Genomic DNA, 26,167 nt, shown 5'->3' on the forward strand with positions numbered 1-26,167 from the left:
TCCACGTCGCTGATCGCAATGCTGCCGCCGGTTGTTACCGGCGCATCACCGATATTGCCTTCGGTCACCGCCCCGGTGAAAGTACCGGCCACTTCAGGTGCATCTTCGGTGCCGGTGATGGTCACTGTGATCTGCTGCTCGGTGCCGTCGGTCGCGGTAAAGGTGATGGTRTCTKTAACCTCRTCGCCCTGATCCAGCTGCTGCACCTTGGTTTGATCCAAAGTGTAGGTCCAGTTGCCGTCGACCAGCTYGAAGCTGCCGTAACCGTWRTCGCCGGCGGTGCTGTCCACATTATCAAAGCTTGGRKTGTCGCCGTTGTCCACGTCGCTGATCGCAATGCTGCCGCCGGTTGTTACCGGCGCATCACCGATATTGCCTTCGGTCACCGCCCCGGTGAAAGTACCGGCCACTTCAGGTACATCTTCGGTGCCGGTGATGGTCACKGTGATCTGCTGCTCGGTGCCGTCRGTCGCGGTAAAGGTGATGGTGTCTGTAACCTCATCGCCCTGATCCAGCTGCTGCACCTTGGTTTGATCCAAAGTGTAGGTCCAGGTGCCGTCGACCAGCTCGAAGCTGCCGTAACCGTTGTCGCCCGCGGTGCTGTTGACGTTGTCAAAGCTTGGGTTGTCGCCGTTGTCCACGTCGCTGATCGCAATGCTGCCGCCGGTTGTAACCGGTGCATCGCCGATATTGCCTTCGCTCACCTCACCGCTGAAACTGCCGCTCACTTCCGGTGCGTCATTAGTACCGATAACGGTGATCGTAAGAGTCTGAGTATTTTTTCCCCCATGTCCGTCATCAACCTGGTAGGTCACCTGAACATCTGTCGTTTCGCCTTCTTTCAGGCTGTTATAAACATCATGGGTCGGATCGAATGTGTAGGTGCCATCTTCATTAAATGAGAGGCCTGCGGGAATCACTTGATCCACCAGCTTATAGGTAAGAGTATCGCCATCAGCATCTGTGGCGGTGACTTTGCCGCTGACGATTTCACCGCCTTCTATCGCATTATCGGTCTTGGCTTGTGCTACAGGCGCTTCATTAACCATTAACGGAGCAGTTTCTACCGTACTACCTCGCTGTTCTTCCTCATCCAATCCCAAATCATCATTAAAGGTGGTATCGAATCCGGCTTCAGCCTGTACCTTGTCATAATCATAGTTAACAACCACAAACCCCTGATTCGAAGCACCAACGTTCGCAGAACCTGCTGCCGTTGCCTCTAAAATCTGAGTCGGATCCTGATCGGCTAAAATCGCCTGCTGAATTGCAGCCACATCATCGGCACCAAAGCTTGTTGCTTCGGCCACTTCCGGGCTAAATGAAACGGTGCTATCCAGCTTCGTAACCTTCACGCCGTCACCTGATAACATAATACATGTCGGGCATGGTTCATGGACAATGACAGGAACACCTTCTCGCAGCACCACAAAATTAGCGCCTGAATTAGCGACCACAACTTCATCAAGCTGCATCTGATACTCTGCTTTAACGGCAACCACCTGATTATCGCCCTTAATAACAAATGCAATTCCATCTAAAACCTTCACATCAGCTACTTTATTATTATCAATTTTTTCCATATCTGAATCTGACCACCAAGTAAGTATTCATCATTGCACCAATGCGCCACGACCATGATTGTGAACGTTGTATTATTTGTTTCTGTTCTTCGTGTGAAAATATGTGTCAACAGCTACCTTAATCATAAAAAACAGTATTTTTAACTGCACATATGAAACGTGATGACATCATCAAGCACCCTATTAATCAGCAGGTAATCCTGTCTTTTTACTTACAAAAGAAGTAAATAACACTTTACGTCAATATTTTGTCAGCTTATCATTTGAATTAATTTGTTACAAATATCCTATGAATAGCAAAATATTCACATGTCAGACGGCATATCAAAATATTAAGCTGCGAGCACATGAAAAGCATTAATGAATAAAAAACTTAACGCCATCTCAATATCTCATCTCGATTTTGTTGATGATAAAACAGCAGCACTGCTACTTAACACTCCGAGAAGTTCCCGCGTAATGCTTTGGGTAATCATTTTATTTTTTATCATTGCCATCGTATGGGCATCATTTGCAAAACTCGATAAAGTTACTGTTGGAGCAGGGAAAGTTATTCCTTCCTCCCAACATCAGATCGTCCAGAACCTTGAAGGCGGGATAGTCAAACAGGTCCTTGTTAAAGAAGGCCAGCAAGTCGAGAAAAATCAAAAGCTGTTGTTAATTGACGACACCCTCTTTCGTTCTGATTTTCGAGAAAGGGTATTGGATCTTGCCGGTTCTCAAGCAGATTCAATGCGCTTACGTGCGCTATTAAACAGCGTGACCGTCGATAAATCCAAGGCGAAAACCAACTGGCAAAACAGCGTTACTGTTACCAATCAAACACAGGTATTTGAGTCTGAATTTGCTAACGATCATCCAAAGCTAGTTCGTCGCCAGCGTAACGAATATGAAGATAAGATCGCTAACTTAGAGAACCAGTTTTCTGTAATGGCCGAACAAATAAACCAGAAAAAAAGAGAATTAATCGAAACCAAATCTAGAATCAGTAACTTACGTCGTAGTTACAACATCGCAAATAAAGAATATGCCATCACCAAACCACTGGCTGATGAGGGTGTTGTACCCGAAATCGAATTACTCAAACTGCAACGCCAGTTAAACGATACAAAGCGTGAGCTAAATTCGACTGAATTACAGATCCCAGTGATTAACGCCGCCATTCAAGAAGTCGTTTACAAACACATCGATATTGCATTGAAATTTCGTTCTGAAGTACAGGCAGAGCTCAATGAAACCAGCGACAAGCTGGCACGTTTATCTGAATCACAGATTGGACTTGAAGACAGAGTTAACCGAACTGTCGTTGTCTCACCGGTAAAAGGGACGATTCAGAAAATTCACGTCAATACGGTGGGTGGCGTCATTCAGCCAGGTATGCCCTTGGTGGAAATTGTACCCACTGAAGACAACCTGCTGATAGAAGCCAAAATCGCACCGCAAGATATTGGTTTCTTAAGACCAGGCCTAAAAACCGTCATCAAATTTAGTGCTTATGATTTCACTATATACGGTGGCCTGAATGGAATATTGGAGAACATCAGTGCTGACACTATTCAGGACGAAGAAGGTAACAGTTATTACCAGGTACGTATTCGTACCATTCAAAATAATCTGACCGGAGAAAATAGCGATCCTTTACCTATTATTCCGGGCATGACCGCATCGGCCGATATTATTACCGGTAAACGTACCGTTCTGGAATATCTGCTTAAACCTGTGCTCAAAGCGCGCCAGACAGCGTTAAGAGAGTGATGAGAATGAGAACCAAACAGCAAATTAAAAAACTAGCACTGCTTATCGGATTGCAGTGTATAACGATGCCAGCATCAGCTCAGTCTCTTGAACAAGCCGTAGCTCACACTCTGGCGTCAAACCCTGAGATCAAAAGTGCCTATAACGAATTCATGAGTCAGTACGAGTTGATTGACGCATCAACCGGAGACTATTTACCTTCGGTAGATCTGGAAGCCGGTGTTGGCTATGAAAACTACGACAATGAAGTGGGCAGCAAAGGCGATTTTAACCCCAGAGATGCGAAAATCAGTATTCGCCAACTTCTTTGGGACGGATCAATTACCTACAATGACATCCAGCGTAACAAAGCTGAAGCCGAAGCGCAGCGTTATCAACTGCTCTCAGACGCTCAGGATAAGGCGCTTGAGGCCACCGAAACTTACCTTGATATCCTCCGTGCACAAGAGGTGCTGGCACTATCAGAAGCCAATTACCAAGTACACCGGAAAATATTTCAAGACATCAAGAAACGTGCAGACTCCGGTATAGGTTCAACTGCAGATCTGGCACAGGTAGAAGGCCGTTTCGCACGTTCAAACACCAACTTGCTGTCAGCGCAAAGCAATCTCAATGATAAAATCACAACCTTTTTACGCACCGTTGGCACATATCCGGAAAATCTGATGAAACCGGAAGTGGATAGTAATTATGTCGCCACTTCTCTTAACGATGCACTGGAAAAAGCAAGAAAAAACAACCCGGTTGTACATGTAGCCACTAATGATATTGACGCTGCCCAGGCTCAATATAAGCAGGCAAAAGGTAACTTCTATCCAACCTTTACTGTCGAAGCCTCACAGCAATGGGGAGAAGAGCTGGACGGTTCTCGGGGAGATACTGACGAATTTAAAGCCATGCTAAAAATGCGCTACAACCTCTTTAACGGTAATTCAGATGTAGCGAAAAGCCGTCGTGCCGCCTACCAGCTGAATAAGTCTAAAGACATTCGTGACCGTGCCCACCGCATGCTTGAAGAAGGTACCCGTTTAGCCTGGAGTGCCATGGAGCTGGCCAACAATCAAACCCAGTTTCTGCAACAGCACGTCGATGCTTCAGCCCGTACGGTTATCGCTTATGAAAAGCAATTTAAAATTGGCAAGCGTACCCTGCTGGATGTACTAAATACTGAAAACGAACTGTTCGAAGCAAGAAAATCGTACTTACAAGCGCACTACAATGGGATTTTGGCTAAATACCGCCTTCTCAATGCTACCGGCCTGTTACTGTCAGAGATGCGTGTTGACGTTGCTGAAAGCTGGTCAAATACTGTCAAATAATAGGAAATAATGACAATGAAACGAACTGTAATCGGTTTATTAACCCTTTTCCTATTCGGCTGTTCTGTTCAGCCGGCGGAACAACCCGTCGCGGAGCAATCACAAGACCTGAACGATTTAGATAGTGATGGCGTTATTAATGCCCGAGATAACTGTGCCGACACGCCATTATCTTCCGTAGTTGATAATAATGGCTGCCCCGTTCATGTGAACCGTGAAGAAGAAAATGGCGTGCAGGTGTTGTTTGCTAATGACTCAGACATTACTCCAGATTCTTTCTTACCTGAAATCAAGCGAATGAGCCAGTTTCTGAATCAATACCCAGACACTTTCATTGAGCTTAAAGGCTATGCCAGTCCAGTTGGACGTCACGACTATAACATCACCCTGTCGCAGCGCCGTGCAAAAAGGGTTCGTAACCAGCTTATCGCCGATGGCATTGATCCTAACCGGATACAAACCGTGGGCTTCGGGGATGCTGAACCAATAAAAGCGGATTCAAAAGAAGCGACAAATACCCTGAGTCGCCGGGTGGTAGCTAAGGTAGTTGGCTCAGAAAGCAATGTGGTTGAAGAGTGGACTATTTTCACTGTACGTGACAACTGATCTCCCAGAATAAACAGAGGGCCGAGGACGAAATTACAACCTGGGGCTTTTGCATATTGCTCTCAGTTAACGCCATTGCGCTGGCTGAGAACAATTTGAATCGAATCAATAAAACCACCCCATCAGCACACAAACCACAAATTAACTTTGATGAATAATCACGATGACACTATACCGAAAACTCCTGATATGGATGCTGATTGTATTTTTTGCACTTATCACCTCCGTGTTTGTTATCCAATTTAATACGACTCGTGACTTTCTGCGTGAGCAGCAGTCAACAGAAATAGAGAATGCTATCAGTGCTATTGGTATGGCGCTGTCACCAGCTCTGGCATCTGACGATAAAGTCTTGGCTGAATCCGTTATCAATGCAGCCTTCGACAGCAGTTTTTACAGCGACGTCACACTGGAAATGTTGCAAGGCAATGACGAATACAAGCGTACCTACCCTTCGGCAGTCACCGATATTCCGGAATGGTTCCGTTGTATTATAGTGCTCCATCCCATCATCAAATCAACAATGCTTACCAGCGGGAGAGTGCAACTTGCTACGCTTTCTGTAACCAGCAACCCCACTTATGCCTACCTTCAGCTCTGGCAAACAACACAGCAACTAGCCATTGATTTTCTGGTGTTCTTCCTGCTCGGTGCTGTCGTTCTTGCGCTTATTCTGTCGAATGTATTAAAACCGTTAAAAGCCATTCAACAGCGTGCCAATGAAATATCTGACAACCGATTTGATCAGCTTTTATCTATTCCTCATACCCGTGAGCTGAGGGATGTTGTCAGGGCCTTCAACCATATGAGTGCCCAGCTCAAAGTGCATTTTGACCAACAAGCCCAGGAGGCAGACAAACTCCGCGTGCGTGCTTATCAAGATCCCGTATCGGGCCTGGCTAATCGTAGCTACCTGATCACCCAGCTAAGCTCTTGGCTTTCAGTACCTTCTAAAGGTGGGGTGGCCTTGCTAAAAGTGGATTTGATCAAAGACAGCTACCAGAACAGAGGCTATGAAGCTGGCGACCAACTGGTACAGAAACTGGCTGGCCGAATGAAAGATCTCGCTACCGATGACTATACCATCGCCAGACTTAGCCAATCTGAGTTTATGCTCATGGCACCGAATATCTCGGCGATTGAACTGAAAAAGATTGGCCGTTCCATGCTATATATGACTTCAGAACTTCAGCACGACCCGCTCGATGTTGCCCCTGTTCAGGCAGCCGTTGGCCTTGTAATGCGACGCGTTAACGACAATATCACGACCATTCTGGCTCAGGCCGATAACGCTTTAATGCAAGCCAGACAACAAGCTAAAGAGCCATTGATGCTGTTTGATGCCATGCAACCATCATTAATGGACAAGCAGCAATCAGCTATGGGAAAACAACAATGGAAAGCGCTGGTTGATGAAGCAATCGCCAACAATCTGTTCAAGTTTAACTTCCAGAAAGCAGTCAACAACAAAGGCGAGTCTTTACATCAGGAAGTCTTTGCCTATATCCAAAAAAGCCATCAACGTTATTCAGCGGGCCAGTTCTTAGGGGCTGTCGAACATTTTAATGCTGGTACTCAGCTGGATATGCACATCCTCGAGCATATGTTCAAGAAACTCATCACCGACCCTGAACTGGGGCCAGTAGCCGTCAACATTACCCAGAGTAGTATCAACGACACTGGCTTTATGCGCTGGCTGGCCAATAAAATGCAGTCTTATCGCTCATTGAGCCACCGCATTCTCTTTGAGCTGCCCGAAATTAGCTTTCTCAAAAACAGTGATAACACCAGCCTGCTGTGTGAAATCATCAATCAAAATAACTTCCATTTTGGTATTGACCATTTTGGCCATAACTTCAGTTCGATTGGTTACCTGAGCAAATTCCGACCGGCTTATGTCAAACTGGATTTTGCCTACACCAATCAAATCGATGACCAGATTAAAGCAGACGTACTGGCATCAATTACCCGTACTGCCAATAATTTGTCGATCACGACCATTGCATCACGGATCGAAACAGCAAGCCAGCAAGAGAAACTCGCACAGCTGATGGTAAAAGGTTTCCAAGGTTATGTTGTCGATAACATAAAGAGCGAGAAAACGGTATGAAAGACCCCCTACTGCAATCTTTAGTCTACGTGAGCCGCTATTACGGACAGGCCAACTCGCCTGATGCATTGACTGCGGATTTGCCACTGGCTGACGGGCTTCTGACCCCGTTCTTGCTGCCAAGGGCCGCTGAAAAAGCCGGTCTGCAGGCTAAAGCCAGCAAGATGGCACTGACTGAGATCCCCCCGCTGCTGTTTCCGGTTGTTGCCCTGCTTAACGGGGGCGATGCTTGCGTGATCCTCAGTATTGATACCGAAAAAAACGAAGCAGAAGTGGTCCTGTCTCAAGCCGATAGCACACAGCAATGGATCAGCCTTGAGGAATTGGACAATCAATACTCCGGTCACCTGTTCCTGATCAAAAAACGCTTTCAATATGACGAACGTTCACCGGAAATTCTGAAAACCCGTGATGGTCACTGGTTCTGGAGCACCCTGTGGGAATCTCGTTCAATTTATCGTGATGTCTTTATCGCTTCCATACTGATCAATATCTTTGCGATTGCAGCACCATTGTTTACTCGTCTGGTTTACGACAAGATCGTACCCAATCTTGCCTTCGACTCCTTATGGGTACTGGCTATCGGTATCACCGTCATCTTCGCCTTCGACCTAATACTGAAGTCAATGCGAAGTTACTTTATTGATTTAGCAGGTAAAAAATCTGACCTGCTGATCTCGGCAAAAATCTTCAGCAAAGTCATGGGCATCCGTATGGAGGCCAAACCGCCATCAGTGGGTGCTTTTGCCCGTCATATGCAGGAGTTTGAGTCCATTCGGGAGTTTTTTACCTCCGCGACTGTTTCTTCATTAATCGACCTGCCATTTGCCCTGATGTTCTTGCTATTCATCTGGTTTGTCGCCGGGCCATTAGCATTCGTGCCACTCATTGCGGTAGCGATTCTGGCACTCTACAGCTTGCTTATCCAACGTCCGTTACGACGTACTATCGAAGAAGGCTCCCGTTTATCTTCACAAAAACACGCCAACCTGATTGAAAGTCTGAGTGGTTTAGAAACCGTAAAAATGTTCGGCGCTCAAAGTCAGTTCCAGTACCGCTGGGAAGAAGCCGTTGCTCATATGGCAAACTGGGGCATTAAATCTCGCCGCCTGACCGACTCAGTGCAAAATACCGCAGGCTTCCTACAACAGTTTGTATCTGTTGCCATGATTGTCTTTGGTGTCTACTTAATTGCTGACGGCCTGTTAACCATGGGGGGATTAATTGCCGCAACCATGCTAAGCGGACGTGCCGTGGGGCCAATGGTTCAGTTATCTTTGCTTTCAACTCGCTACAATCAGGCAAAATCAGCCATGACGATTATCGAACAGCTGATGCAGATGCCAACCGAACAAGAAGACGGTAAACGCTATATTCACCGCCCGGTGATCCAGGGAAAAATCGAATTCGATAAAGTCAGTTTGACGTACCCAAACACCCAGGTTGCAGCACTGAAAGAGATCAGCTTTGCCATCAACCCCGGTGAAAAAGTCGCCATTATCGGTCGTATCGGCTCAGGAAAAACCAGCATTGAGCGCCTGATTATGGGGCTTTACCGGCCGACAGAAGGCTCGGTACGCATTGATGATACCGACATCAACCAGCTCCATCATATCGATGTTCGTCGTAATATTGGCTGTGTTCCGCAAGATATCATGCTGTTCTTTGGCTCAATTCGCGACAACATTACCCTGGGTCGCCCACTTACCAGTGACAAGGAAATACTTCTCGCAGCTGAACGTGCAGGCGTGACCAGCTTCACCCAACAAGATCCGGCCGGTTTGGAAAAACAAGTGGCTGAAGGTGGTAGTGCTCTGTCTGGAGGTCAACGCCAGTCAGTCGCTATTGCCCGCGCACTCGTCGGAAACCCACCAGTCCTGGTGATGGATGAACCAACCAGCAGCATGGATAACCGCTCTGAAATGTTCATCAAACATCAGCTCAACAGCCTATCGAAAGATGAGACCCTGATATTGATCACACATAAAACCAGTATGTTGGATATCGTCGATCGGCTGATTGTCATGGAGCAAGGGCGCATCATCGCCGATGGACCGAAAGAGCAGGTATTGAATCAGCTACGTGAAGGCAAGGTTACTCGAGCAAAAGCGAGTAACGAGTAACGAGTAACGAGTAACGAGTAACGAGTATTGAGTATCGAGAAACTAGAATAAAAAAATGTGAAACACTTTCGCAGATAACGTTGGTGTTTCATCCTTTTTACCATCACTACGACAATCTTTTGGGTTACGCCAGCATATGCGAATTCGCTTCGATGAGTACCCAACCATTACCATCAGGATCGGCAAAAGTGGCAAATCGTCCCCCCATCAAGGTGACAATTTCTGATAATGTCACGCCCCTACCCGTTAATTCGCTATAGGTAGATGAAATATCGTCGGTTTGTACCACCAGCCCCTGAACAGATCCCGCTTTCATACCCGCAAAAGGGATAACTAAACTAATCATTGTTTCCGCCCCTTTCGGCGCCAACTGGATCCAGCGTTTGTCATTTGTTGTCTGATGATCACGAATTAATTCAAAGCCCAATGCATCACGATAAAACAACAATGCCTGGCTCTGATCGGACACAGGGATCGAGACAGTGTCAACGCGTGAAATACTCATAAATCCAGCTCCCCCTCACGATTATTTTTTCCGCTGCTACTTATCAAGCTTAAATCAGAGGTGTTGATTTCGCTTACAAATAACGCTCATTTCTTGGCCTTTTAGCCTCGATTCTCTGAATTAATATACGCCCCTGATCTGCAGATTAACCAGGTTCGAATAACAGGGCTAATCATGATTGCAGAATTTGATGCGGTCAAAAAAAAGACCTATCACTCTAAGAAATCGTACTGTTTCATCTCAATAATAATGTCTACTCCTATGTATTTCAGCTAAGTATGCTCATTTTGAAAGATTATGCGGTTATAACGACTAGTTCTGATTTTAACGATCAAACTCGCATCTTTTCCAGAACAACCATGAACAATTTTTTAACTAACTCCCTTGCACACCCCATTTTTTAGGAGGATAGTAAGACTGTGTTTAAAAAAACACCACATTAATAAGACCAGTACAAAAAGGAAATTTATTTATAAACCAACAACTCAGTGAACCAAATTGATCAGTTGCGTCTAGGCTTAAGGTGTAAGGGATGTGAAAGTAATTCTTATTCATCCTTTCTAATTGATCAAAGAATGATTCAGGGGGCATACCATGAGTATTTTTGACCACTATCGTCAACGCTATGAAGAAGCCAAGGATGAAGAGCTTTCATTGCAAGAATTCCTTGAGATTTGTCGTAATGACCGCAGTGCTTACGTCAATGCGGCAGAACGTTTGCTAATGGCAATCGGCGAACCCGAAATGATTGACACCGCTCAGGATCCAAGTTTGAGCCGGCTTTTTTCTAACCGCGTCATCTCTCGTTATAAAACTTTCGAAGATTTCTACGGCATGGAAGATGCCATTGAGCAAATCGTATCTTATTTAAAACATGCCGCGCAGGGGCTCGAAGAACGTAAGCAAATCCTGTACTTGCTAGGCCCTGTCGGGGGCGGTAAATCCTCTCTGGCTGAAAAACTAAAAAGCCTGATGCAGAGAGTGCCAATTTATATCCTGACGGCCAATGGCGAACGCAGCCCTGTTAACGATCACCCATTCTGCCTGTTTGATAAAAATGAAGACGGAGAAATTCTCAATAAAGAATATGGCATCCCTGATCGCTACCTGAATCCCATTGTCTCACCCTGGGTGGCTAAACGCTTACACGAGTTTGGCGGTGATATTAGCAAGTTCAGAGTGGTCAAAGTGCGTCCCTCTATCCTTGACCAAATAGGTATCGCCAAAACAGAACCCGGAGATGAAAATAACCAGGATATCTCATCACTGGTGGGTAAAGTCGACATTCGTCAGCTGGAACATTTCGCGCAAGATGATCCGGATGCATACAGCTATTCCGGTTCTCTATGTAAAGCCAATCAGGGTATGATGGAATTTGTCGAGATGTTTAAAGCGCCATTAAAAGTGCTTCATCCTCTGTTAACGGCAACTCAGGAAGGTAACTACAACGGTACTGAAGGCCTGTCTGCCCTACCGTTTGAAGGTATTATCCTGGCGCACTCCAACGAATCTGAATGGCTCACCTTCCGAAATAACAAGAACAATGAGGCATTCCTGGATCGTGTGTACATCGTGAAGGTACCTTACTGCCTACGCGTCTCGGAAGAAATCAAAATATATGAAAAGCTGTTGCAGAACAGTGAACTGTCATCGGCACCATGTTCACCAAGCACCCTGGGAATTCTGGCTCGCTTCACCACTCTTTCGCGCCTGAAAGAGCCTGAAAACTCAAGCTTGTACTCGAAGATGCGTGTTTATGATGGTGAAACGCTGAAAGATACCGATCCGAAAGCAAAATCGTACCAGGAATACCGTGACTATGCCGGTGTTGATGAAGGCATGAACGGTCTGTCGACGCGCTTTGCCTTTAAGATCCTTTCCCGTGTATTCAATTTCGATCACTCTGAAGTTGCAGCAAACCCTGTTCACCTGTTCTATGTACTTGAACAACAAATTGAACGAGAGCAGTTCCCGCAAGATCTAGCTGAGAAATACCTTGAGTTCCTGAAAGGTTACCTCATTCCTAAATATGTCGAATTCATTGGTAAAGAGATCCAGACTGCGTATCTCGAATCTTACTCTGAATACGGCCAGAATATCTTCGACCGTTATGTCAGCTATGCCGACTTCTGGATTCAGGATCAGGAATTCCGTGATCCGGACACCGGTCAGTTGTTTGACCGCTCAGCATTGAATAACGAACTGGAAAAAATCGAGAAGCCAGCCGGTATCAGTAATCCGAAGGATTTCCGAAACGAGATTGTGAACTTCGTGCTACGTGCCCGGGCAAACAATGCCGGTAAGAATCCGAACTGGACCAGCTACGAAAAACTGCGCACGGTTATCGAGAAGAAAATGTTCTCGAATACCGAAGAACTGCTTCCTGTTATTTCATTCAATGCCAAAACCTCTACTGATGAGCAGAAGAAACATGATGATTTCGTCGCTCGCATGATGGAAAAAGGCTACACCCGCAAGCAAGTACGCCTGCTATCTGAATGGTATCTACGCGTACGTAAATCTTCATAACGTTGGGATGAAGACGCGGCGGAATAAATAAACAGGGGGGAGAGCTTATGGCGAATTTTATAGACCGCAGGCTCAATGGTAAAAATAAAAGCACGGTGAACCGTCAGCGCTTTTTGCGCCGCCACAAACAGCAAATTAAAGAATCCATTGCTGATGCGGTAAACAAGCGCTCCATCACCGATGTTGAGAGCGGGGAAGATATTACCATCCCTTCTCGTGATATCAGAGAGCCCAGCTTTCACCAGGGCCAAGGAGGACAACGTGAAGTTGTCCATCCGGGCAACGACCAATTCAGTCCCGGAGATCGCATTGAACGCCCCCCTGGAGGGGCGGGATCTGGCGGTGCCGGTGAAGGTCAAGCCAGCCAAGATGGTGAAGGTGAGGACGAGTTTGTATTTCAGATTTCCAAAGATGAATATCTTGATTTGTTATTTGAAGATCTCGAATTACCAAACCTAGAGAAGAACCAGCTAAATAAAATTGTGGAATGGAAAACCTTCCGCTCCGGCTACAAGTCTTCAGGCGTACCGGCCAATATTGCGATTATAAAATCGTTGCAGAATTCATTGGCACGTCGTACTGCCATGACGGCGGCAAAACGGCGTCAGCTTCGGGAATTTGAGCAAGCCTTAGAGTTGCTGCAAAGCACAGAACCCGCGCAACCGTTTGAAGAAGAAAAAGTTAAACAGCAGATCCAGGCCCTGCGACAAAAAATCAGCAGTGTGCCGTTTATCGATACGTTTGACTTGCGCTACAAAAATTATGAGCGTCGACCTCAGCCCACCAGCCAGGCGGTGATGTTCTGCCTGATGGATGTATCAGGTTCGATGGATCAGGCCACCAAAGATATAGCCAAGCGCTTCTACATTCTGTTGTATCTGTTCTTAAACCGAACTTACAAAAATGTCGATGTGGTGTTTATTCGCCACCATACTCAGGCAAAAGAAGTGGATGAGCATGAGTTTTTCTATTCGCAGGAAACGGGTGGCACCATAGTATCGAGTGCGCTTCGCCTGATGGATGAGATCATCAAGAAGCGCTACTCTCCTGCCGAATGGAATATTTACGCCGCCCAGGCGTCTGATGGCGATAACTGGGCTGACGATTCACCGGGTTGTCGCGAACTGCTGAACAAGCATCTTCTGCCGGTCACCCGCTACTACTCGTACATTGAAATCACACGACGGGCACACCAGACACTGTGGCGAGAATATGAAGCACTGCAGACAAGTCATACCAACTTTGCCATGCAGAACATAAGGACTGTGGATGACATCTTCCCTGTGTTCCGGGAGCTATTCAAAAAACAAGTCAGCTAGCGGCTTAGTTTTTCCAGACTCATAGCCTTAGATGTCAAGAAGCCTTAGGGGGAGTGTGTTATATGGTTACAACCACAAAGACAAAAACACTCAGTGATGGTCCTGATTGGACATTTGACCTGCTTGAGCAATATCACAAGGAAATCATACGTGTTGCCAAGCATTATCGGCTGGATGCCTATCCAAATCAGATTGAGATCATCACTGCAGAGCAAATGATGGATGCTTACTCAAGCATCGGTATGCCTATCAATTACCATCACTGGTCATTTGGTAAACGCTTTATTGAAACGGAACGCGGCTACAAGCATGGTCAGATGGGGCTTGCTTATGAAATAGTCATTAACTCCGATCCATGTATCGCTTATTTAATGGAAGAAAACACCATCACAATGCAGGCGCTGGTTATGGCGCATGCTTGCTATGGCCACAACTCGTTCTTTAAAGGCAACTATTTATTCAAAACATGGACAGATGCCAGTTCAATCATTGACTACTTACTGTTTGCCCGTAAATACATCACAGAATGCGAGGAAAAGCACGGCGTGGAAGACGTCGAGAGACTAGTTGACTCTTGTCATGCATTGATGAATTATGGCGTCGACCGCTATAAGCGTCCGCAAAAAATCTCGTTAGTCGAAGAAACCGCACGCCAAAAAGCACGTGAAGATTACCTGCAAACCCAGGTTAATGCACTGTGGCGTACTATTCCGACTCAAGAAGATAAACAAAGTCAGTCAGAGGAGATACGTTTCCCCTCTGAGCCACAAGAAAATATTCTCTATTTCTTCGAAAAGCATGCCCCTCTGCTGGAGCCCTGGCAGCGGGAAATTGTACGTATTGTACGTAAAATCAGCCAATACTTTTATCCACAGAAGCAAACTCAGGTAATGAATGAAGGCTGGGCCACCTTCTGGCACTACACCATTCTTAACCACCTGTATGATGAAGGTTTAGTGACCGATCGTTTTATTATGGAGTTTCTTCATAGTCATACCAATGTGATAGCACAACCTGAATACAACAGCCCTTACTACAGTGGCATTAACCCTTATGCGCTCGGGTTTGCCATGTTCCAGGATATTCGGCGGATCTGTGAACACCCCACCGAAGAGGATAAACAGTGGTTTCCAGATATTGCCGGAAAGGATTGGTTAGAGACCGTTCATTTTGCGATGGAAAACTTTAAAGATGAAAGCTTTATCAGTCAGTTTTTATCGCCTAAAGTGATGCGGGACTTCAAGCTCTTTGCTGTGAATGACGATGACCGACATAACTACGTGGAAGTTGATGCTATTCATAATGAAGAAGGCTACCAGGCCATTCGCGAGAAACTCTCTTCCCAATATAACCTCAGTAATAACGAACCGAATATTCAGGTCTGGAATGTGGCTTTGAAAGGTGACCGCTCGCTGACCTTGAGGTACATCCCGCATAATCGCGTGCCACTGGCAGACAGCTACCATGAGGTAATAAAACACCTACACCGGATATGGGGGTTTGACGTCACGTTAGAAGAAGAGATGCCAGATGGCAGAACCCAAATTTTAGCGACCTGCCCGAAACGTAATCAGTACAATACGGAGATCTAGAGTTGAGAGTTGAGAGTTGAGAGTTGAGAGTTGAGAGTTGAGAGTTGAGAGTTGAGAGTTGAGAGTTGAGAGTTGAGAGTTGAGAAGTATGAAAACAAAATGGAGAGGCAATGCCTCTCCATTTTTATCTGTTTATTAGATATTCGATTCTATGAATCGCTTTGAGTCGCCTCTAGGATCTAGAAACTCGTGCCTAATAAATTATTGCTCTTCTTCATACATATAATGTGCAATTTCAATGCGATTACTGTACCAAATCACACCACTGTCACGGCCATACTTCTTAATACGATCAGCGACAAGTTCCGGCTGATTGTTATCACAGTATGATTTTATCTCGCGGTAGAAATCCAGTGCTAACTGGCAAGCTTCTGAACTCATGAAGTAGTAACCACCAACACGGGTATAGATCTTACGCAGACCATTAATGGTTAGCACATACAAGGTATTGCCAGATTTCCCGGCCATACCCTGGAACATCTGGTAGTCAAAGTAGTTAAAAGCACGTGCCCGGCAAATCGCTTCACACAGTTCAGGCTGATCTTTACCGTACTTATCATTGATTTTTTTCACTTCTTTCATCAGCTCGATTTTTTCATCTCGGCTTTCGACAAAATCGATGAAGCTGTCAGCCTCAAGAAGCTTTTCACAAGAATGGATGACATAATCAAGGAGCTTACTGGACTCTTCACTGTTACCTTTTATCGCATAACGCATGTATACGCTACTGATATCGGTACGAGCAGACAGCAGATCTTCAAGAACGCTCTGAACATCCTGACCATCCAGGGTGATCAAAGTATCAAGAATACTCAGACCTGAGGTATCCATGTAATTATTTACCCGCGTAGGCTTACCATGTTGAATGGTCAGCCAGCCATCACGCGCCAAGCGCTGTAACACCTCTCGCAATGTGGTACGGGTTACGCCAATCAGTTCTGATAATTCACGTTCAGCAGGAAGAATAGAGCCCTGAGGGAAGTGACTATTCCAGATACTTTCAATGATGTATTTCTCAGCAAATGTTGCTGGGCTATCAGCCTTTATAACCATCTAATTACTTTTCCAATTTGCTTCTTGCTATATTTTATGAACTCATCATACCACTAGTTATGCAATAGACGAAACCATGGCGAAAAATGATCCCTATCTTCTAATCAAGTTAGGCAGCTAAGTTTGATATTGCGCAACATTTGCTTACAACTTTAACGGTAAATTGCGTTATTGGTTTTCTGGCACATCAGTTCTCCCGTTTTGCGATGAAATGTTACTAAAACTAACATTTCATTTCTCATGACTTGACTGAGCCGGATCAAACTGTAGAGTTAGCATCAAATAAATACCGGGAGCTGAACGGAAGCTGCTGCCTGCTTTAAGTTAAACACCATCCTAGCCATATCTTTTACCTGGCTATGGTTTTTAGCTTAAAGAGTCTCATAAAGAACACGTTAACCAGTGCAACAATTAGATGGTTATCCCGATCTCAGACTGCAAAGGCAAGCCAGCAGACAGCTCAATACATTAATTTGCGTATTACAAGAGATCCAAAAGCATGGCTATTTCGTTAGGGAACGCCTTTATAAAGAACTTTTTAGGTAAGGCACCTGATTGGTACAAAATTGCAATCATTGCATTTCTAATTATCAACCCTGTTGTTTTCTTCCTCATCGACCCTTTTGTTGCGGGTTGGTTATTAGTGATTGAGTTCATCTTCACTCTGGCCATGGCATTAAAGTGTTACCCATTACAACCCGGTGGTCTGCTGGCGATTGAAGCCGTCGCTATCGGTATGACCAGCCCAGCTCAGGTTAAACATGAGCTGGTTGCAAACATCGAAGTAATACTACTGCTGATCTTTATGGTAGCGGGTATCTACTTTATGAAGCAGCTGCTACTGTTTCTTTTTACCAAGATGCTGATCGGTATTCACTCGAAAACCCTGTTATCGCTTTCCTTCGTGGTGATGGCTGCATTTTTGTCGGCATTCCTTGATGCACTGACGGTTATTGCCGTTGTAATTAGTGTAACCATTGGTTTCTACAGCATCTACCACAAGGTCGCGTCAGGACAAGAGCCTCACGCATCTCACGACCACACAACCGATTTACATATTCGTGAAGTGAGCCGTAATGACCTTGAGAACTACCGCTCATTCCTTCGCAGCCTGCTGATGCATGCTGGTATCGGTACCGCGTTAGGTGGGGTTATGACCATGGTTGGTGAACCTCAGAACCTGATCATTGCCGACCAGGCTGGCTGGCAATTTGGTGAATTCGTTCTCCGTATGGCACCTGTCACTGTACCTGTTTTCTTCTGCGGTCTACTCACTTGCGTGCTTGTCGAAAAATTCCAGATTTGCGGCTACGGTACTCGCCTGCCAGAAAACGTTCGCAAGATCCTGGTTGACTTTGATAACGAAGAACGTAGAAACCGCACCAACATTGATTATGCAAAACTGACTGTTCAGGCGTTAATTGCAGTATGGCTAATCATAGGTCTAGCATTGCACTTAGCCGCTGTTGGCCTGATCGGCCTGACGGTTATTATTTTCGCCACCTCCTTTACCGGTATCACCGAAGAGCACGCATTAGGTAAAGCGTTTGAAGAAGCACTGCCGTTCACCGCATTATTGGCCGTYTTCTTCTCGATTGTCGCGGTTATTATCGACCAGCAYCTATTCACGCCTATTATCACTATGGTGCTGAGCCTGGAAGGCAGCGCCCAGATGACAATGTTCTATATTGCCAATGGCCTGCTGTCGATGGTGTCAGATAACGTCTTCGTCGGTACGGTTTATATCAACGAAGTGAAAACAGCGCTGGTTGACGGTGTGATCACTCGTGACCAGTTCGATATGCTGGCAGTCGCGATTAACACTGGTACCAACCTTCCGTCAGTGGCAACACCGAACGGTCAGGCGGCCTTCCTATTCGCGTTGACCTCCGCCCTGGCTCCGCTAATTCGCCTGTCTTATGGCCGCATGGTGTATATGGCACTGCCTTATACCATTGTTCTGTCACTGGTTGGTCTGGCGGGTATCGAATTTATGCTGACGCCGATGACTGCATGGTTCTATGACATGGGTTGGCTAGCTCACCATACAGCAGAAGCCATGTCGACTATCGCACCTGCTGCCGTACATTAATTGAATCTTTCACGAGTATATTGAATCGCTGAGTGATTCAATATGCGCACTGCCAGAACATTGAGTTCACAAAAAGAAGAAGCCAGTGGCTTCTTCGTGGCGAATGGATCAGATTTATATCAACGTCAAAGATCAGTGGAAGTATTGCTATCGAGCTGTTGATAAATATGCTGATGTGATTGAAAGAACCCTGTTACCTAAACGTGGGAATGTGTCTGAAGTAAGGTATACGATTTGGTTCTAAATTTTTTTCGTATATTTTTCGATTATAGAGGATATATTAAAGGCGTTCTTATAATAAAGTGTTATATGCTTTGTCTACAGTCATCTGAATTTATGGTACTTAAAATAGGTGTATTAAATTGATTCAAAAAGCAATGGTTTGGCGATTTCTATATGATTATGAATACATTTATGGAAAAGTCTTTGCATCCATAATTCAAGGGTTGATATTAATATCTTTAGTCGCTTTTTCTATTGGCACTCTTCCTGATTTGTCATCTGACACTAAAGATGTTTTGTATGGGATTGAAGTTTTTACGGTAATTATTTTTACAATTGAATATATTTTACGTTTCATTGTGGCTGAAAGAAAGTTTGAATTTGTTTTCAGTTTTCATGGGTTAGTCGATTTGGCCGCTATATTACCTTTCTATATTTTTACCGGTCTAGATCTTCGTTCTGTAAGAGTCTTTAGATTATTTCAATTGGTTAGGATATTAAAGTTATTCAAATATAGTAAGGCTTTTAATCGCTTTCATCGGGCGTTAATTATAGCAAGGGAAGAACTGATATTATTTGGTTTCATTGCTATGATTCTGCTTTATTTGTCGGCAGTTGGCATATACTACTGTGAATACGCAGCTCAGCCTGAGAAGTTTAAATCTGTTTTTCATAGTTTATGGTGGGCTGTTACAACTCTAACAACCGTAGGGTATGGTGATATGTTTCCTGTAACTTCTGGCGGAAAGATTTTTACGTTTTTTGTGTTGATAGTCGGTCTTGGAATCGTAGCTGTACCAACAGGTTTAATTTCAACAGCATTATCTCAAGCAAGGGAGAGAGATCAATAAATCCGACTGAATTTGTTGAAACGCTCATTTAACTGGGGTGCCCATATATGCCCCAGTATGTGTTAGAACTGCCATGGTTTACACACCGTTTTTAGCCTTTTCGTACTTTACAGGCAAAAAAAAGCTGAGCATCCTGCTCAGCGAAAGGAATAAATAATAATACACAAAATTAGCAGTGGTTCGCATTGAACCATTGATATGAGTATAACCTTGGAATATTGAATCTGTGCTGAATGTCATGGAGCTTAATATAAAAAGTGTAATTGTTGGTGCGATGTGTCTAATTGGATTGGACGATTTTTCCATACGTTGCAGGGTTATGATTTTGGTTACCGGTAATGCCTGCCCCGGAGTTGGTTATCTACTGGTTCTGAATTTCAGGCAAAAAAAAGCTGAGCATCCTGCTCAGCGAAAAACAACAGTTTTAGATATGGTTAACTAATGAAATCATTGATTATAATTATAACTCGAATTACTGAATCCCCGCTTAATGCGAGAGGCATCGGCCATTAAATGGTCGCATCTGTTCAGTACCGATTTTACGTAACACCCGTAAACCGAATCACATTTGTAAGCACAATATAGTGATGTCACATCTCCCTTACGAGGTCATACTGCTTACCGGCCAACACGGTATCGATGGTAGTCATTTCAACGCGTTAGTACTTCAACATTTTATTGCGACAAAACCGTTTTATGTATTGCAACAGAACCGTTTGCGCCACAACCCCAAAAATGAGTTAACCATCTGTAACTTATAGTGGATAATGAACTGATATGTTTACCAAATAGGATAGGTACCAATCGGTACACAGACATAACTCCAATAATTGACATTTAGTTTAAAAACGATCTTTTTGCTTTAAATAAATCTAAAAACATTTTTGTGGCATGGATATTGAGATGACGGATAAAGTAAAACGTCAGCGTTTTTCCAAAGAAGAATGGCTGGAAGCCGGATTAAAGGTGCTGGCCGAGCAAGGGGTGGACAAGCTCACCATAAATAGCCTGTCGCGTACAGTCGGCGTTGCCAGAACCAGTTTCTACTGGTATTTCAAAGACCGGCAAGATCTGCTGAACCATATGCTAGAGTATTGGGCCTCAGTGTTCACCCTTGTGGTGACGGAAAACCCGCAACTGTTGCAGCTTGAGCCGGCGGAACGTTTACAAACCATTATTAATACCGTTATAGGACAAAAACTGCTGAAATATGAGTTGGCAGTCCGCGCCTGGGCTAGTCATGATGAATCGGTAAAGGCGGTATTTGACCGTATTTATAGCCGACGGATAGCACTACTTCGTCAGACTTTTGCTGATGCCGGTTTTGATGGGGACGAGCAGGAAAAACGTGCCCAGACCTTCCTTTGTTATCTTCTCTGGGGCGGAGTAATGCAGGGTGACCCTCATTCACATAAGAAAATAGCTGAAAAAATGATCCCCACACTTCTTAAAAAACAACCTTACACATCTGTTACCAATTAAACAGAGAGCCGCACTTTATGGGGGCGGCTCTTTGTTTTTAATCCCCGAAGCTCATTACTGAACCAGTCAATAAGGCAACAGTTTCGCATTGGTTAGTTATCGCCTTTGTCATTACTTTCCAGTTGAACTTGTTGTTCGTATCTGGCAATGGCGGTGTCGATCGGATGTTTCTTGATAATGGCCATTGCCGATTGAATAAAGTAGATCAACACCAGGCTAAAGGTGATAGCTGCTAATGCTGTGCTGAAATTCTGCTCGCTCTTTCTGGGCTTTTTCCGCGTTCTGATTATTTTAGCCATTTTTCCTCCGGGCATTAAAATTTGGTTGGTTAGCGGTTTTAACTTCGATAGGTTCAGCTTTAACCAATTTAAGGCCACTGAGTTTATTGCTCACCCGATTACGGGAACGAACCATACTGTTTAGGGTAAACCCTACCGGGCAGAACAAGCGACACCAGAAATCTGGCACAAACAGTGCGCCGAACAAGGATAACGGCAACACATACCATTGCATCCCCATGCCCTCCAGCGAAAACATCATCGAGAAAGGTTCGTAAGAACCCATTGCCGGGTGATGCGACAGAAAGATCAGCATCATAGATGCCCAAATCATAAATAAGATCACCCGACGTGAATGCTTCGCCGCTTCCCGGCTGACGGTAAATTTAAAACCGCTTATTTTGTGCAGCAACATCTGCACCGTGGAGAACGGGCACAATTTATTACAGTAGATGTTTTTACCCAGGAACAAAATTGCGCCCAAGACGGAGCCCATCAGGATCCACCAGGTAGGGTATTGCTTCGGATTAGGGATATAACCCATGACCAGGCCCGCCAGTGAACCGATGCTCAAGGATGAGTTGATGTAAAAACCGATAAAACCCATACTTACAAACGGAATAAGCCACCTGAGCTTGCCGCTGAACTTGTTATTGGTATAGCTCGTGTATAGCACTGCCATAATCAGCAATATAAGCAAGCCATCATTGAGGTGGAACTGCCATTTTTCAGCCTCCCAGCTAGGCTCCAGCCCCAGGCGCTCAATCGCACTGAGATGCATGGCTTCCTGTACCGCCTTGGCAACACCGCGAGAAGAGATGGTTGCCCCCGAAACCCCGTCGATATCATCCCCCAGGACAAAATTATCGGTGACCGCCATGTTGTTGAACTCACGGTAGAACTGGTGCTTTGTAAGACGTGCTATAAATGGGGGAGTATCGCGATCGGAAAGCAGAATCACCTCATTGATGTAGGCATCGGATTCAGTTTCGGTGGTTTTCACCGCCAAGCTGAGCGGACCGCCGAAGCCTTGACCTTCAGCAATCAAGATCAACTCAGGTTCACTCAGCTCTTCATGATGTCGCAGGAATGCTCGCGGACCATTCCCGTTACCGGGGGCATGGGTAAATGTGGAATCAGGAAAGTGTTTTAATAATAAATGAACATAGTTGGTTTTTGCAGCGAAATGGCCAACCAAAAATGCAAATAATAAACTTAGCCAAGCAAACAAGGTTATTAGCTTGGAAGTTCTAGACTTGGAGTAACTCATACTCAATTTCCTAGGAAAAACTATTATTTTAAGGCTAACCTGCAGTGAACAGACAAGATCACGAACGACTTCAATCAGTTCAGCTCCCTCGTAAGCCCCTCGAATCCACCGTCAAATGAAAGTACCGCCAGGATATTGCAGGATCACCGGAGCTCTGAAATCGATTCATTACATTAGACCCCAAGGAAAGTGCCAGTCTGCTTAACTTACTGGCACTGCCCTGAGGGGATTCAGGTTATTATCACTCAGGATTGAATTGCTTTGCGGCTTTAAGGCCTGGTGCAACCAGATGACGCCAGGTCATAATGATGATCAGCAGGCCAGATCCGGTAAAAATAGACAGTCCCATCGCCCCGGATTGCGGGTAGCCTTCGATAAATGAAGATCCGCTCCAGGCGATACCAAAAAACATATCCAGAATACCGGCCAATAGTAGTGGCAGGGCGTACCACTTAAGTTGGATCACCTGATGAGCATACACCATACCGTTAATTGCCAGCATGCTGATAATCCCCAGTGAAAACCATTGTAGTGCTTCCATTCGTTATTCTCCTTAGACTTAACCGGCAGTACCGATGTTGTTTTTTGTAGAAGTGTTGATGCGCATATTTTCACCGGATTGCCAGAATTTCTCCACCTTGGCCGGGATAGGTGTCGCGCTTTGACCACCGTAACCAAATGCAGGGTGCGCTTCTGCCATCAGAGAGTGCATAAATTTTGGCATCATAGGGCTGATCGACATGATGAACCAGTGGTGCCAGTAATCGGGCTCGTTAAAGGTACAGCTGGCGACACAGTTCAGGCATGAGGTGTCATTCTCCATCCAGAAGTTGAAGCACCGTTTAGAATCGGAATGCCACTTGCTGACCCCCAGATGGCTATTCCAGGTGTAGCCGGGCTCATCGCTGAACTCGTAAGTCGGGACGAAGCTTGGCTCTACATCTTTACTTATCGCACCGGAAGGACATGCATCGGCACACTTCATGCATGTCTTACAGAAATCACGGATACCCCAGGAATGGGGTTTATCGTAAGCCTCTTCAAAATCAATATTGGTGAATACTTTACAGAGTCGAACACGCGGTCCCACACCGGGCATGATGCAATTGCCGTGGCGACCACCTTCGCCCAGTCCCGCTAAGATAGCGTAAGCTACAGAGTTGGCCAGATCGTTTGCGGCGCCCACCGCGTTGTAACCACAGCCCCGAATAAACTTAGCAACCTGACAGGCGATTTTACCCATGTCGCTATAACCGTTACCTGTAGCACCTTCGGAAGTCCAGGACGGTGCGGTAGCTACGTTATCGTAGTCCATCGGGGTGGCGATAACGATCACCGACTTCGGCTCAAACGGGAAGTCTCTTTCCCAAGACAGGGTGCGATCGTCAACAATGTCATACAGTGGATCGTAAACAAAACGTTTGTCGAACTTGGCGATACCGACACGTACGGCACCAAACAAGCGAGCGGTCGAGCGGATCATATCCGCAGCACGTTTGCCGCTTCCCCAGTCAAATTGCTCTTCATCTACGTCAGCCTGATCCCAGCTAAAAAGCGGGGTGTTAGGCTGGGTAAAGGCTGCAGCCTTTGATTTGGCAACGATCAGCGGAAACCAGGCGGCGTGACCGATAGCACGGTCAGCCTGACCGTAACCCGGCTTGTTGTTATCAAAGTGATCGCGATATTCGTGTATCTGGAGCGCATCATTGAAGTTAATATCTTTCTTCCACAGGCGCGCATATTGCTCGGAACRTTCCGGGTTTCTGACTTTTGACAGGTAGGGACTCGTTGCATGACACAGCATTACATCGCGCTGGTCTTTTGGTTTAAAGATGGTTTCGTCAATTTCAATTCCCGGCGTGTCGGTCGACCCCTCCAGGGATACTTTCGAGGCTCCCAGAGCCGCACCGCCGGCAAGCATCGCTGCACCGCCGCCAACCACTGTTCTTTTAAAGAAACTGCGACGAGACATGTTCGGCAGATCATCTTCTGTCTGAACGACCACTTGCTGGTTTTCTACTTGTTTTGTCATAATGCTCAATCCTCTTTAGGTAAAAAGGGAATAAAAAACGGGGTAAACAAAGATCAGACAACTTCGATTAATTCGATATCAAAGATCAGGGCTGCATTTCCGGGTATTTGGGGTGGTTTGCCCATTTCGCCGTAGGCCAATTCCGCCGGTATATATACCCGCCATTTGGATCCTTCTGGCATCATCTGTAATACTTCGGTCCAACCCGGTATCACACTTTGGATTGGAAATTCAGCTGGCTTACCACGCTCAATAGAACTGTCGAAGACATCACCGGTGATCAGCATACCGTGATAATGAACGATAACGTTCTCGACCAGGCCCGCCTTACGGCCCCCCCCCATTTCCACGACCTTGTATTGCAGGCCGCTTTGGGTAGTGATCACCCCTGGTTTCAAGGCATTTTCCGCCATAAAAGCATGGCCTCGTCCGGCAAGTTCAGCCGCTTCCTTCTGGCGAGCCACTTCAACACGAGCGGCGATGGTTTTAAATGCGGTTTCCACTTCCTGATCAGTTATTGGAGCGGCTTTATCGTTGAAGCTGTCCAAAATACCGGCGAAGGTGGCTTCCATATTCAAACCGTCAAAATTGTGGGTCAGCAGATGGCGGCCAAACTGCCAACCCATGCCGTAACTGACTTTTTGCTCATCAGTTTCAAGGGATACTGGCTTAATCTCTGTCATGGTTATTCAACCTTTTTTTACAACTTAGATGGGTTTATTTAAATCACTGAGGATATTAATGCGCTGTACTTGAAGCCGGCAGCGGTAAGATCACCTCAGTGCCAGGTTTCATAAAGGTCTGGTGACAGCTATTACACGCATCAATAGTGGCCACAACACCTTTCATGCTGGCTCGAGGATTGTGGCTACGAACCGCCACACGCAGACCGTAAGTTGCATCTTGCAGTGCTTTTGAACTGCTCATAAATTCCGATTTACGCTCAAGCAGATCATCAACGGTGTTGCTCTTTTCGAATGAACCTTGAATAAAGAAGAAGTCGTCGTACATCTGAGAAACCTGTGCCAGAGCATCAACGCGGTTCAGCAAGGTAAAGCCGTTCCACTTTTTCTGCCCTGTGGCGATAGCACCTGCATCCATCAGGGTCGCGCTCATCAGTTGGTGGACGCCCTGGCGAATTTGAATTGCTGGTTCGGCTTCTGCGTAGGGATCTGGCATTTTATTTGCGGCGGCAGAGCCACAGAATGCGGTTGCTGCCAAGGCAAGAGAAAGAACTGTCTTTTTCATTTTTAGATTTCCTGACTACATGCTTCAAAGGGTGAAAACGCTTCGGTCCATCTAGTGCCGGCTGATGCCGAATAATGAGTTAACCATCAGCAACTACTAATAGAGAATGGACTGATACGCTTACCAAACAATATGGGTACGTCACTGCACTGCGCATGAGGCATAGTGACGCTTATGTGCAGGCTTGTACATAGTGGT

At 45.6% G+C, this 26,167-nt stretch carries 20 protein-coding genes and 1 pseudogene; 12 read left to right on the forward strand and 9 right to left on the reverse strand.

The features are described 5' to 3' along the window. Positions 1-1,583: retention module-containing protein (locus L4D76_RS20470; RefSeq protein ID WP_428442729.1), on the reverse strand; the 1,583-nt coding region annotated here is incomplete at its 3' end. A gap of 360 nt (positions 1,584-1,943) precedes the next feature. Between L4D76_RS20470 and L4D76_RS20475 the strand changes: the two genes are divergently transcribed. The 5 genes from L4D76_RS20475 (at position 1,944) to L4D76_RS20495 (ending at position 9,496) form a co-directional block, all read left to right on the forward strand. Continuing rightward, entirely contained in the window at positions 1,944-3,338 is a 1,395-nt protein-coding gene (locus L4D76_RS20475; RefSeq protein WP_428442730.1) for an HlyD family type I secretion periplasmic adaptor subunit, read from the forward strand. 5 nt (positions 3,339-3,343) lie between these two features. Next, positions 3,344-4,657, forward strand: coding sequence for a TolC family outer membrane protein (locus tag L4D76_RS20480; protein ID WP_428442731.1), 1,314 nt, complete (start codon positions 3,344-3,346; stop codon positions 4,655-4,657). Positions 4,658-4,672: 15 nt separating this feature from the next. Continuing rightward, positions 4,673-5,263: an OmpA family protein gene (locus L4D76_RS20485; protein ID WP_428442732.1), complete on the forward strand. Its 591-nt coding sequence runs from the start codon at positions 4,673-4,675 to the stop codon at positions 5,261-5,263. Positions 5,264-5,426: 163 nt separating this feature from the next. Beyond that, positions 5,427-7,373: a bifunctional diguanylate cyclase/phosphodiesterase gene (locus tag L4D76_RS20490; RefSeq protein ID WP_428442733.1), complete on the forward strand. Its 1,947-nt coding sequence runs from the start codon at positions 5,427-5,429 to the stop codon at positions 7,371-7,373. After that, positions 7,370-9,496: a type I secretion system permease/ATPase gene (locus tag L4D76_RS20495; protein ID WP_428442734.1), complete on the forward strand. Its 2,127-nt coding sequence runs from the start codon at positions 7,370-7,372 to the stop codon at positions 9,494-9,496. Before L4D76_RS20490 ends, L4D76_RS20495 begins: the two co-directional genes overlap by 4 nt. A gap of 124 nt (positions 9,497-9,620) precedes the next feature. Here the strand turns inward: L4D76_RS20495 and L4D76_RS20500 are convergent, their stop codons facing one another. Next, positions 9,621-10,001: a VOC family protein gene (locus tag L4D76_RS20500; protein ID WP_428442735.1), complete on the reverse strand. Its 381-nt coding sequence runs from the start codon at positions 9,999-10,001 to the stop codon at positions 9,621-9,623. A gap of 594 nt (positions 10,002-10,595) precedes the next feature. On the opposite strand from L4D76_RS20500, the gene L4D76_RS20505 reads away from it, so the two are divergent. The 3 genes from L4D76_RS20505 (at position 10,596) to L4D76_RS20515 (ending at position 15,441) form a co-directional block, all read left to right on the forward strand. Then, the gene (locus L4D76_RS20505) at positions 10,596-12,530 is read left to right on the forward strand and encodes a PrkA family serine protein kinase (RefSeq protein ID WP_428442736.1); all 1,935 of its coding nucleotides are present in this window, start codon (positions 10,596-10,598) and stop codon (positions 12,528-12,530) included. Positions 12,531-12,577: 47 nt separating this feature from the next. Then, positions 12,578-13,849, forward strand: a complete 1,272-nt coding sequence (locus L4D76_RS20510; RefSeq protein WP_428442737.1) for a YeaH/YhbH family protein — start codon at positions 12,578-12,580, stop codon at positions 13,847-13,849. Between the two features lie 62 nt (positions 13,850-13,911). Beyond that, complete coding sequence (locus L4D76_RS20515; RefSeq protein WP_428442738.1) at positions 13,912-15,441, forward strand: SpoVR family protein; 1,530 nt, start codon at positions 13,912-13,914, stop codon at positions 15,439-15,441. 201 nt (positions 15,442-15,642) lie between these two features. Here the strand turns inward: L4D76_RS20515 and fadR are convergent, their stop codons facing one another. Beyond that, positions 15,643-16,494: a fatty acid metabolism transcriptional regulator FadR gene (gene fadR, locus L4D76_RS20520; protein ID WP_428442739.1), complete on the reverse strand. Its 852-nt coding sequence runs from the start codon at positions 16,492-16,494 to the stop codon at positions 15,643-15,645. 499 nt (positions 16,495-16,993) lie between these two features. Here fadR and nhaB point away from each other — a divergent pair, with 499 nt between their 5' ends. The 4 genes and pseudogenes from nhaB to L4D76_RS20540 all read left to right on the forward strand — a co-directional run bounded on the left by nhaB (position 16,994) and on the right by L4D76_RS20540 (position 21,141). Beyond that, positions 16,994-18,586, forward strand: a complete 1,593-nt coding sequence (gene nhaB, locus L4D76_RS20525; protein ID WP_428442740.1) for a Na(+)/H(+) antiporter NhaB — start codon at positions 16,994-16,996, stop codon at positions 18,584-18,586. 73 nt (positions 18,587-18,659) lie between these two features. After that, positions 18,660-18,753 (forward strand): annotated as a pseudogene (locus L4D76_RS20530) (DDE-type integrase/transposase/recombinase); the annotation flags it as partial. A 195-nt stretch (positions 18,754-18,948) separates the two neighbouring features. After that, positions 18,949-19,659 (forward strand): ion transporter, encoded by a 711-nt coding sequence (locus L4D76_RS20535; protein WP_428442741.1) that lies wholly within the window; start codon positions 18,949-18,951, stop codon positions 19,657-19,659. A 903-nt stretch (positions 19,660-20,562) separates the two neighbouring features. Then, complete coding sequence (locus tag L4D76_RS20540; protein WP_428442742.1) at positions 20,563-21,141, forward strand: TetR/AcrR family transcriptional regulator; 579 nt, start codon at positions 20,563-20,565, stop codon at positions 21,139-21,141. A 92-nt stretch (positions 21,142-21,233) separates the two neighbouring features. On the opposite strand, the gene L4D76_RS20545 is transcribed toward L4D76_RS20540, so the two are convergent. The 6 genes from L4D76_RS20545 to L4D76_RS20570 all read right to left on the reverse strand — a co-directional run bounded on the left by L4D76_RS20545 (position 21,234) and on the right by L4D76_RS20570 (position 25,969). After that, entirely contained in the window at positions 21,234-21,440 is a 207-nt protein-coding gene (locus L4D76_RS20545; RefSeq protein WP_428442743.1) for a hypothetical protein, read from the reverse strand. Further along, complete coding sequence (locus tag L4D76_RS20550) at positions 21,433-22,689, reverse strand: FMN-binding protein (RefSeq protein WP_428442744.1); 1,257 nt, start codon at positions 22,687-22,689, stop codon at positions 21,433-21,435. Before L4D76_RS20550 ends, L4D76_RS20545 begins: the two co-directional genes overlap by 8 nt. A gap of 241 nt (positions 22,690-22,930) precedes the next feature. Beyond that, complete coding sequence (locus tag L4D76_RS20555) at positions 22,931-23,230, reverse strand: hypothetical protein (protein ID WP_428442745.1); 300 nt, start codon at positions 23,228-23,230, stop codon at positions 22,931-22,933. An 18-nt stretch (positions 23,231-23,248) separates the two neighbouring features. Next, on the reverse strand, positions 23,249-24,721 hold the full coding sequence (locus tag L4D76_RS20560) for a reductive dehalogenase (protein ID WP_428442746.1): 1,473 nt from the start codon (positions 24,719-24,721) through the stop codon (positions 23,249-23,251). Between the two features lie 53 nt (positions 24,722-24,774). After that, entirely contained in the window at positions 24,775-25,404 is a 630-nt protein-coding gene (gene bamJ / locus L4D76_RS20565) for a BamJ family beta-barrel-assembly machinery protein (protein ID WP_428442747.1), read from the reverse strand. 55 nt (positions 25,405-25,459) lie between these two features. Continuing rightward, positions 25,460-25,969: a cytochrome c gene (locus L4D76_RS20570; RefSeq protein ID WP_428442748.1), complete on the reverse strand. Its 510-nt coding sequence runs from the start codon at positions 25,967-25,969 to the stop codon at positions 25,460-25,462. Positions 25,970-26,167: the final 198 nt, after the last annotated feature.

This window comes from Photobacterium sagamiensis (assembly GCF_050337085.1).
GTDB classification, from domain to species: domain Bacteria; phylum Pseudomonadota; class Gammaproteobacteria; order Enterobacterales; family Vibrionaceae; genus Photobacterium; species Photobacterium sagamiensis.

Coding starts and splice junctions, on each gene's coding strand:
- L4D76_RS20475 (WP_428442730.1), top strand. CDS start 1,944: ATGAATAAAAAACTTAACGCCATCTCAATATCTCATCTCGATTTTGTT.
- L4D76_RS20480 (WP_428442731.1), top strand. CDS start 3,344: ATGAGAACCAAACAGCAAATTAAAAAACTAGCACTGCTTATCGGATTG.
- L4D76_RS20485 (WP_428442732.1), top strand. CDS start 4,673: ATGAAACGAACTGTAATCGGTTTATTAACCCTTTTCCTATTCGGCTGT.
- L4D76_RS20490 (WP_428442733.1), top strand. CDS start 5,427: ATGACACTATACCGAAAACTCCTGATATGGATGCTGATTGTATTTTTT.
- L4D76_RS20495 (WP_428442734.1), top strand. CDS start 7,370: ATGAAAGACCCCCTACTGCAATCTTTAGTCTACGTGAGCCGCTATTAC.
- L4D76_RS20500 (WP_428442735.1), bottom strand. CDS start 10,001: ATGAGTATTTCACGCGTTGACACTGTCTCGATCCCTGTGTCCGATCAG.
- L4D76_RS20505 (WP_428442736.1), top strand. CDS start 10,596: ATGAGTATTTTTGACCACTATCGTCAACGCTATGAAGAAGCCAAGGAT.
- L4D76_RS20510 (WP_428442737.1), top strand. CDS start 12,578: ATGGCGAATTTTATAGACCGCAGGCTCAATGGTAAAAATAAAAGCACG.
- L4D76_RS20515 (WP_428442738.1), top strand. CDS start 13,912: ATGGTTACAACCACAAAGACAAAAACACTCAGTGATGGTCCTGATTGG.
- fadR (WP_428442739.1), bottom strand. CDS start 16,494: ATGGTTATAAAGGCTGATAGCCCAGCAACATTTGCTGAGAAATACATC.
- L4D76_RS20540 (WP_428442742.1), top strand. CDS start 20,563: ATGACGGATAAAGTAAAACGTCAGCGTTTTTCCAAAGAAGAATGGCTG.
- L4D76_RS20545 (WP_428442743.1), bottom strand. CDS start 21,440: ATGGCTAAAATAATCAGAACGCGGAAAAAGCCCAGAAAGAGCGAGCAG.
- L4D76_RS20550 (WP_428442744.1), bottom strand. CDS start 22,689: ATGAGTTACTCCAAGTCTAGAACTTCCAAGCTAATAACCTTGTTTGCT.
- L4D76_RS20555 (WP_428442745.1), bottom strand. CDS start 23,230: ATGGAAGCACTACAATGGTTTTCACTGGGGATTATCAGCATGCTGGCA.
- bamJ (WP_428442747.1), bottom strand. CDS start 25,404: ATGACAGAGATTAAGCCAGTATCCCTTGAAACTGATGAGCAAAAAGTC.
- L4D76_RS20570 (WP_428442748.1), bottom strand. CDS start 25,969: ATGAAAAAGACAGTTCTTTCTCTTGCCTTGGCAGCAACCGCATTCTGT.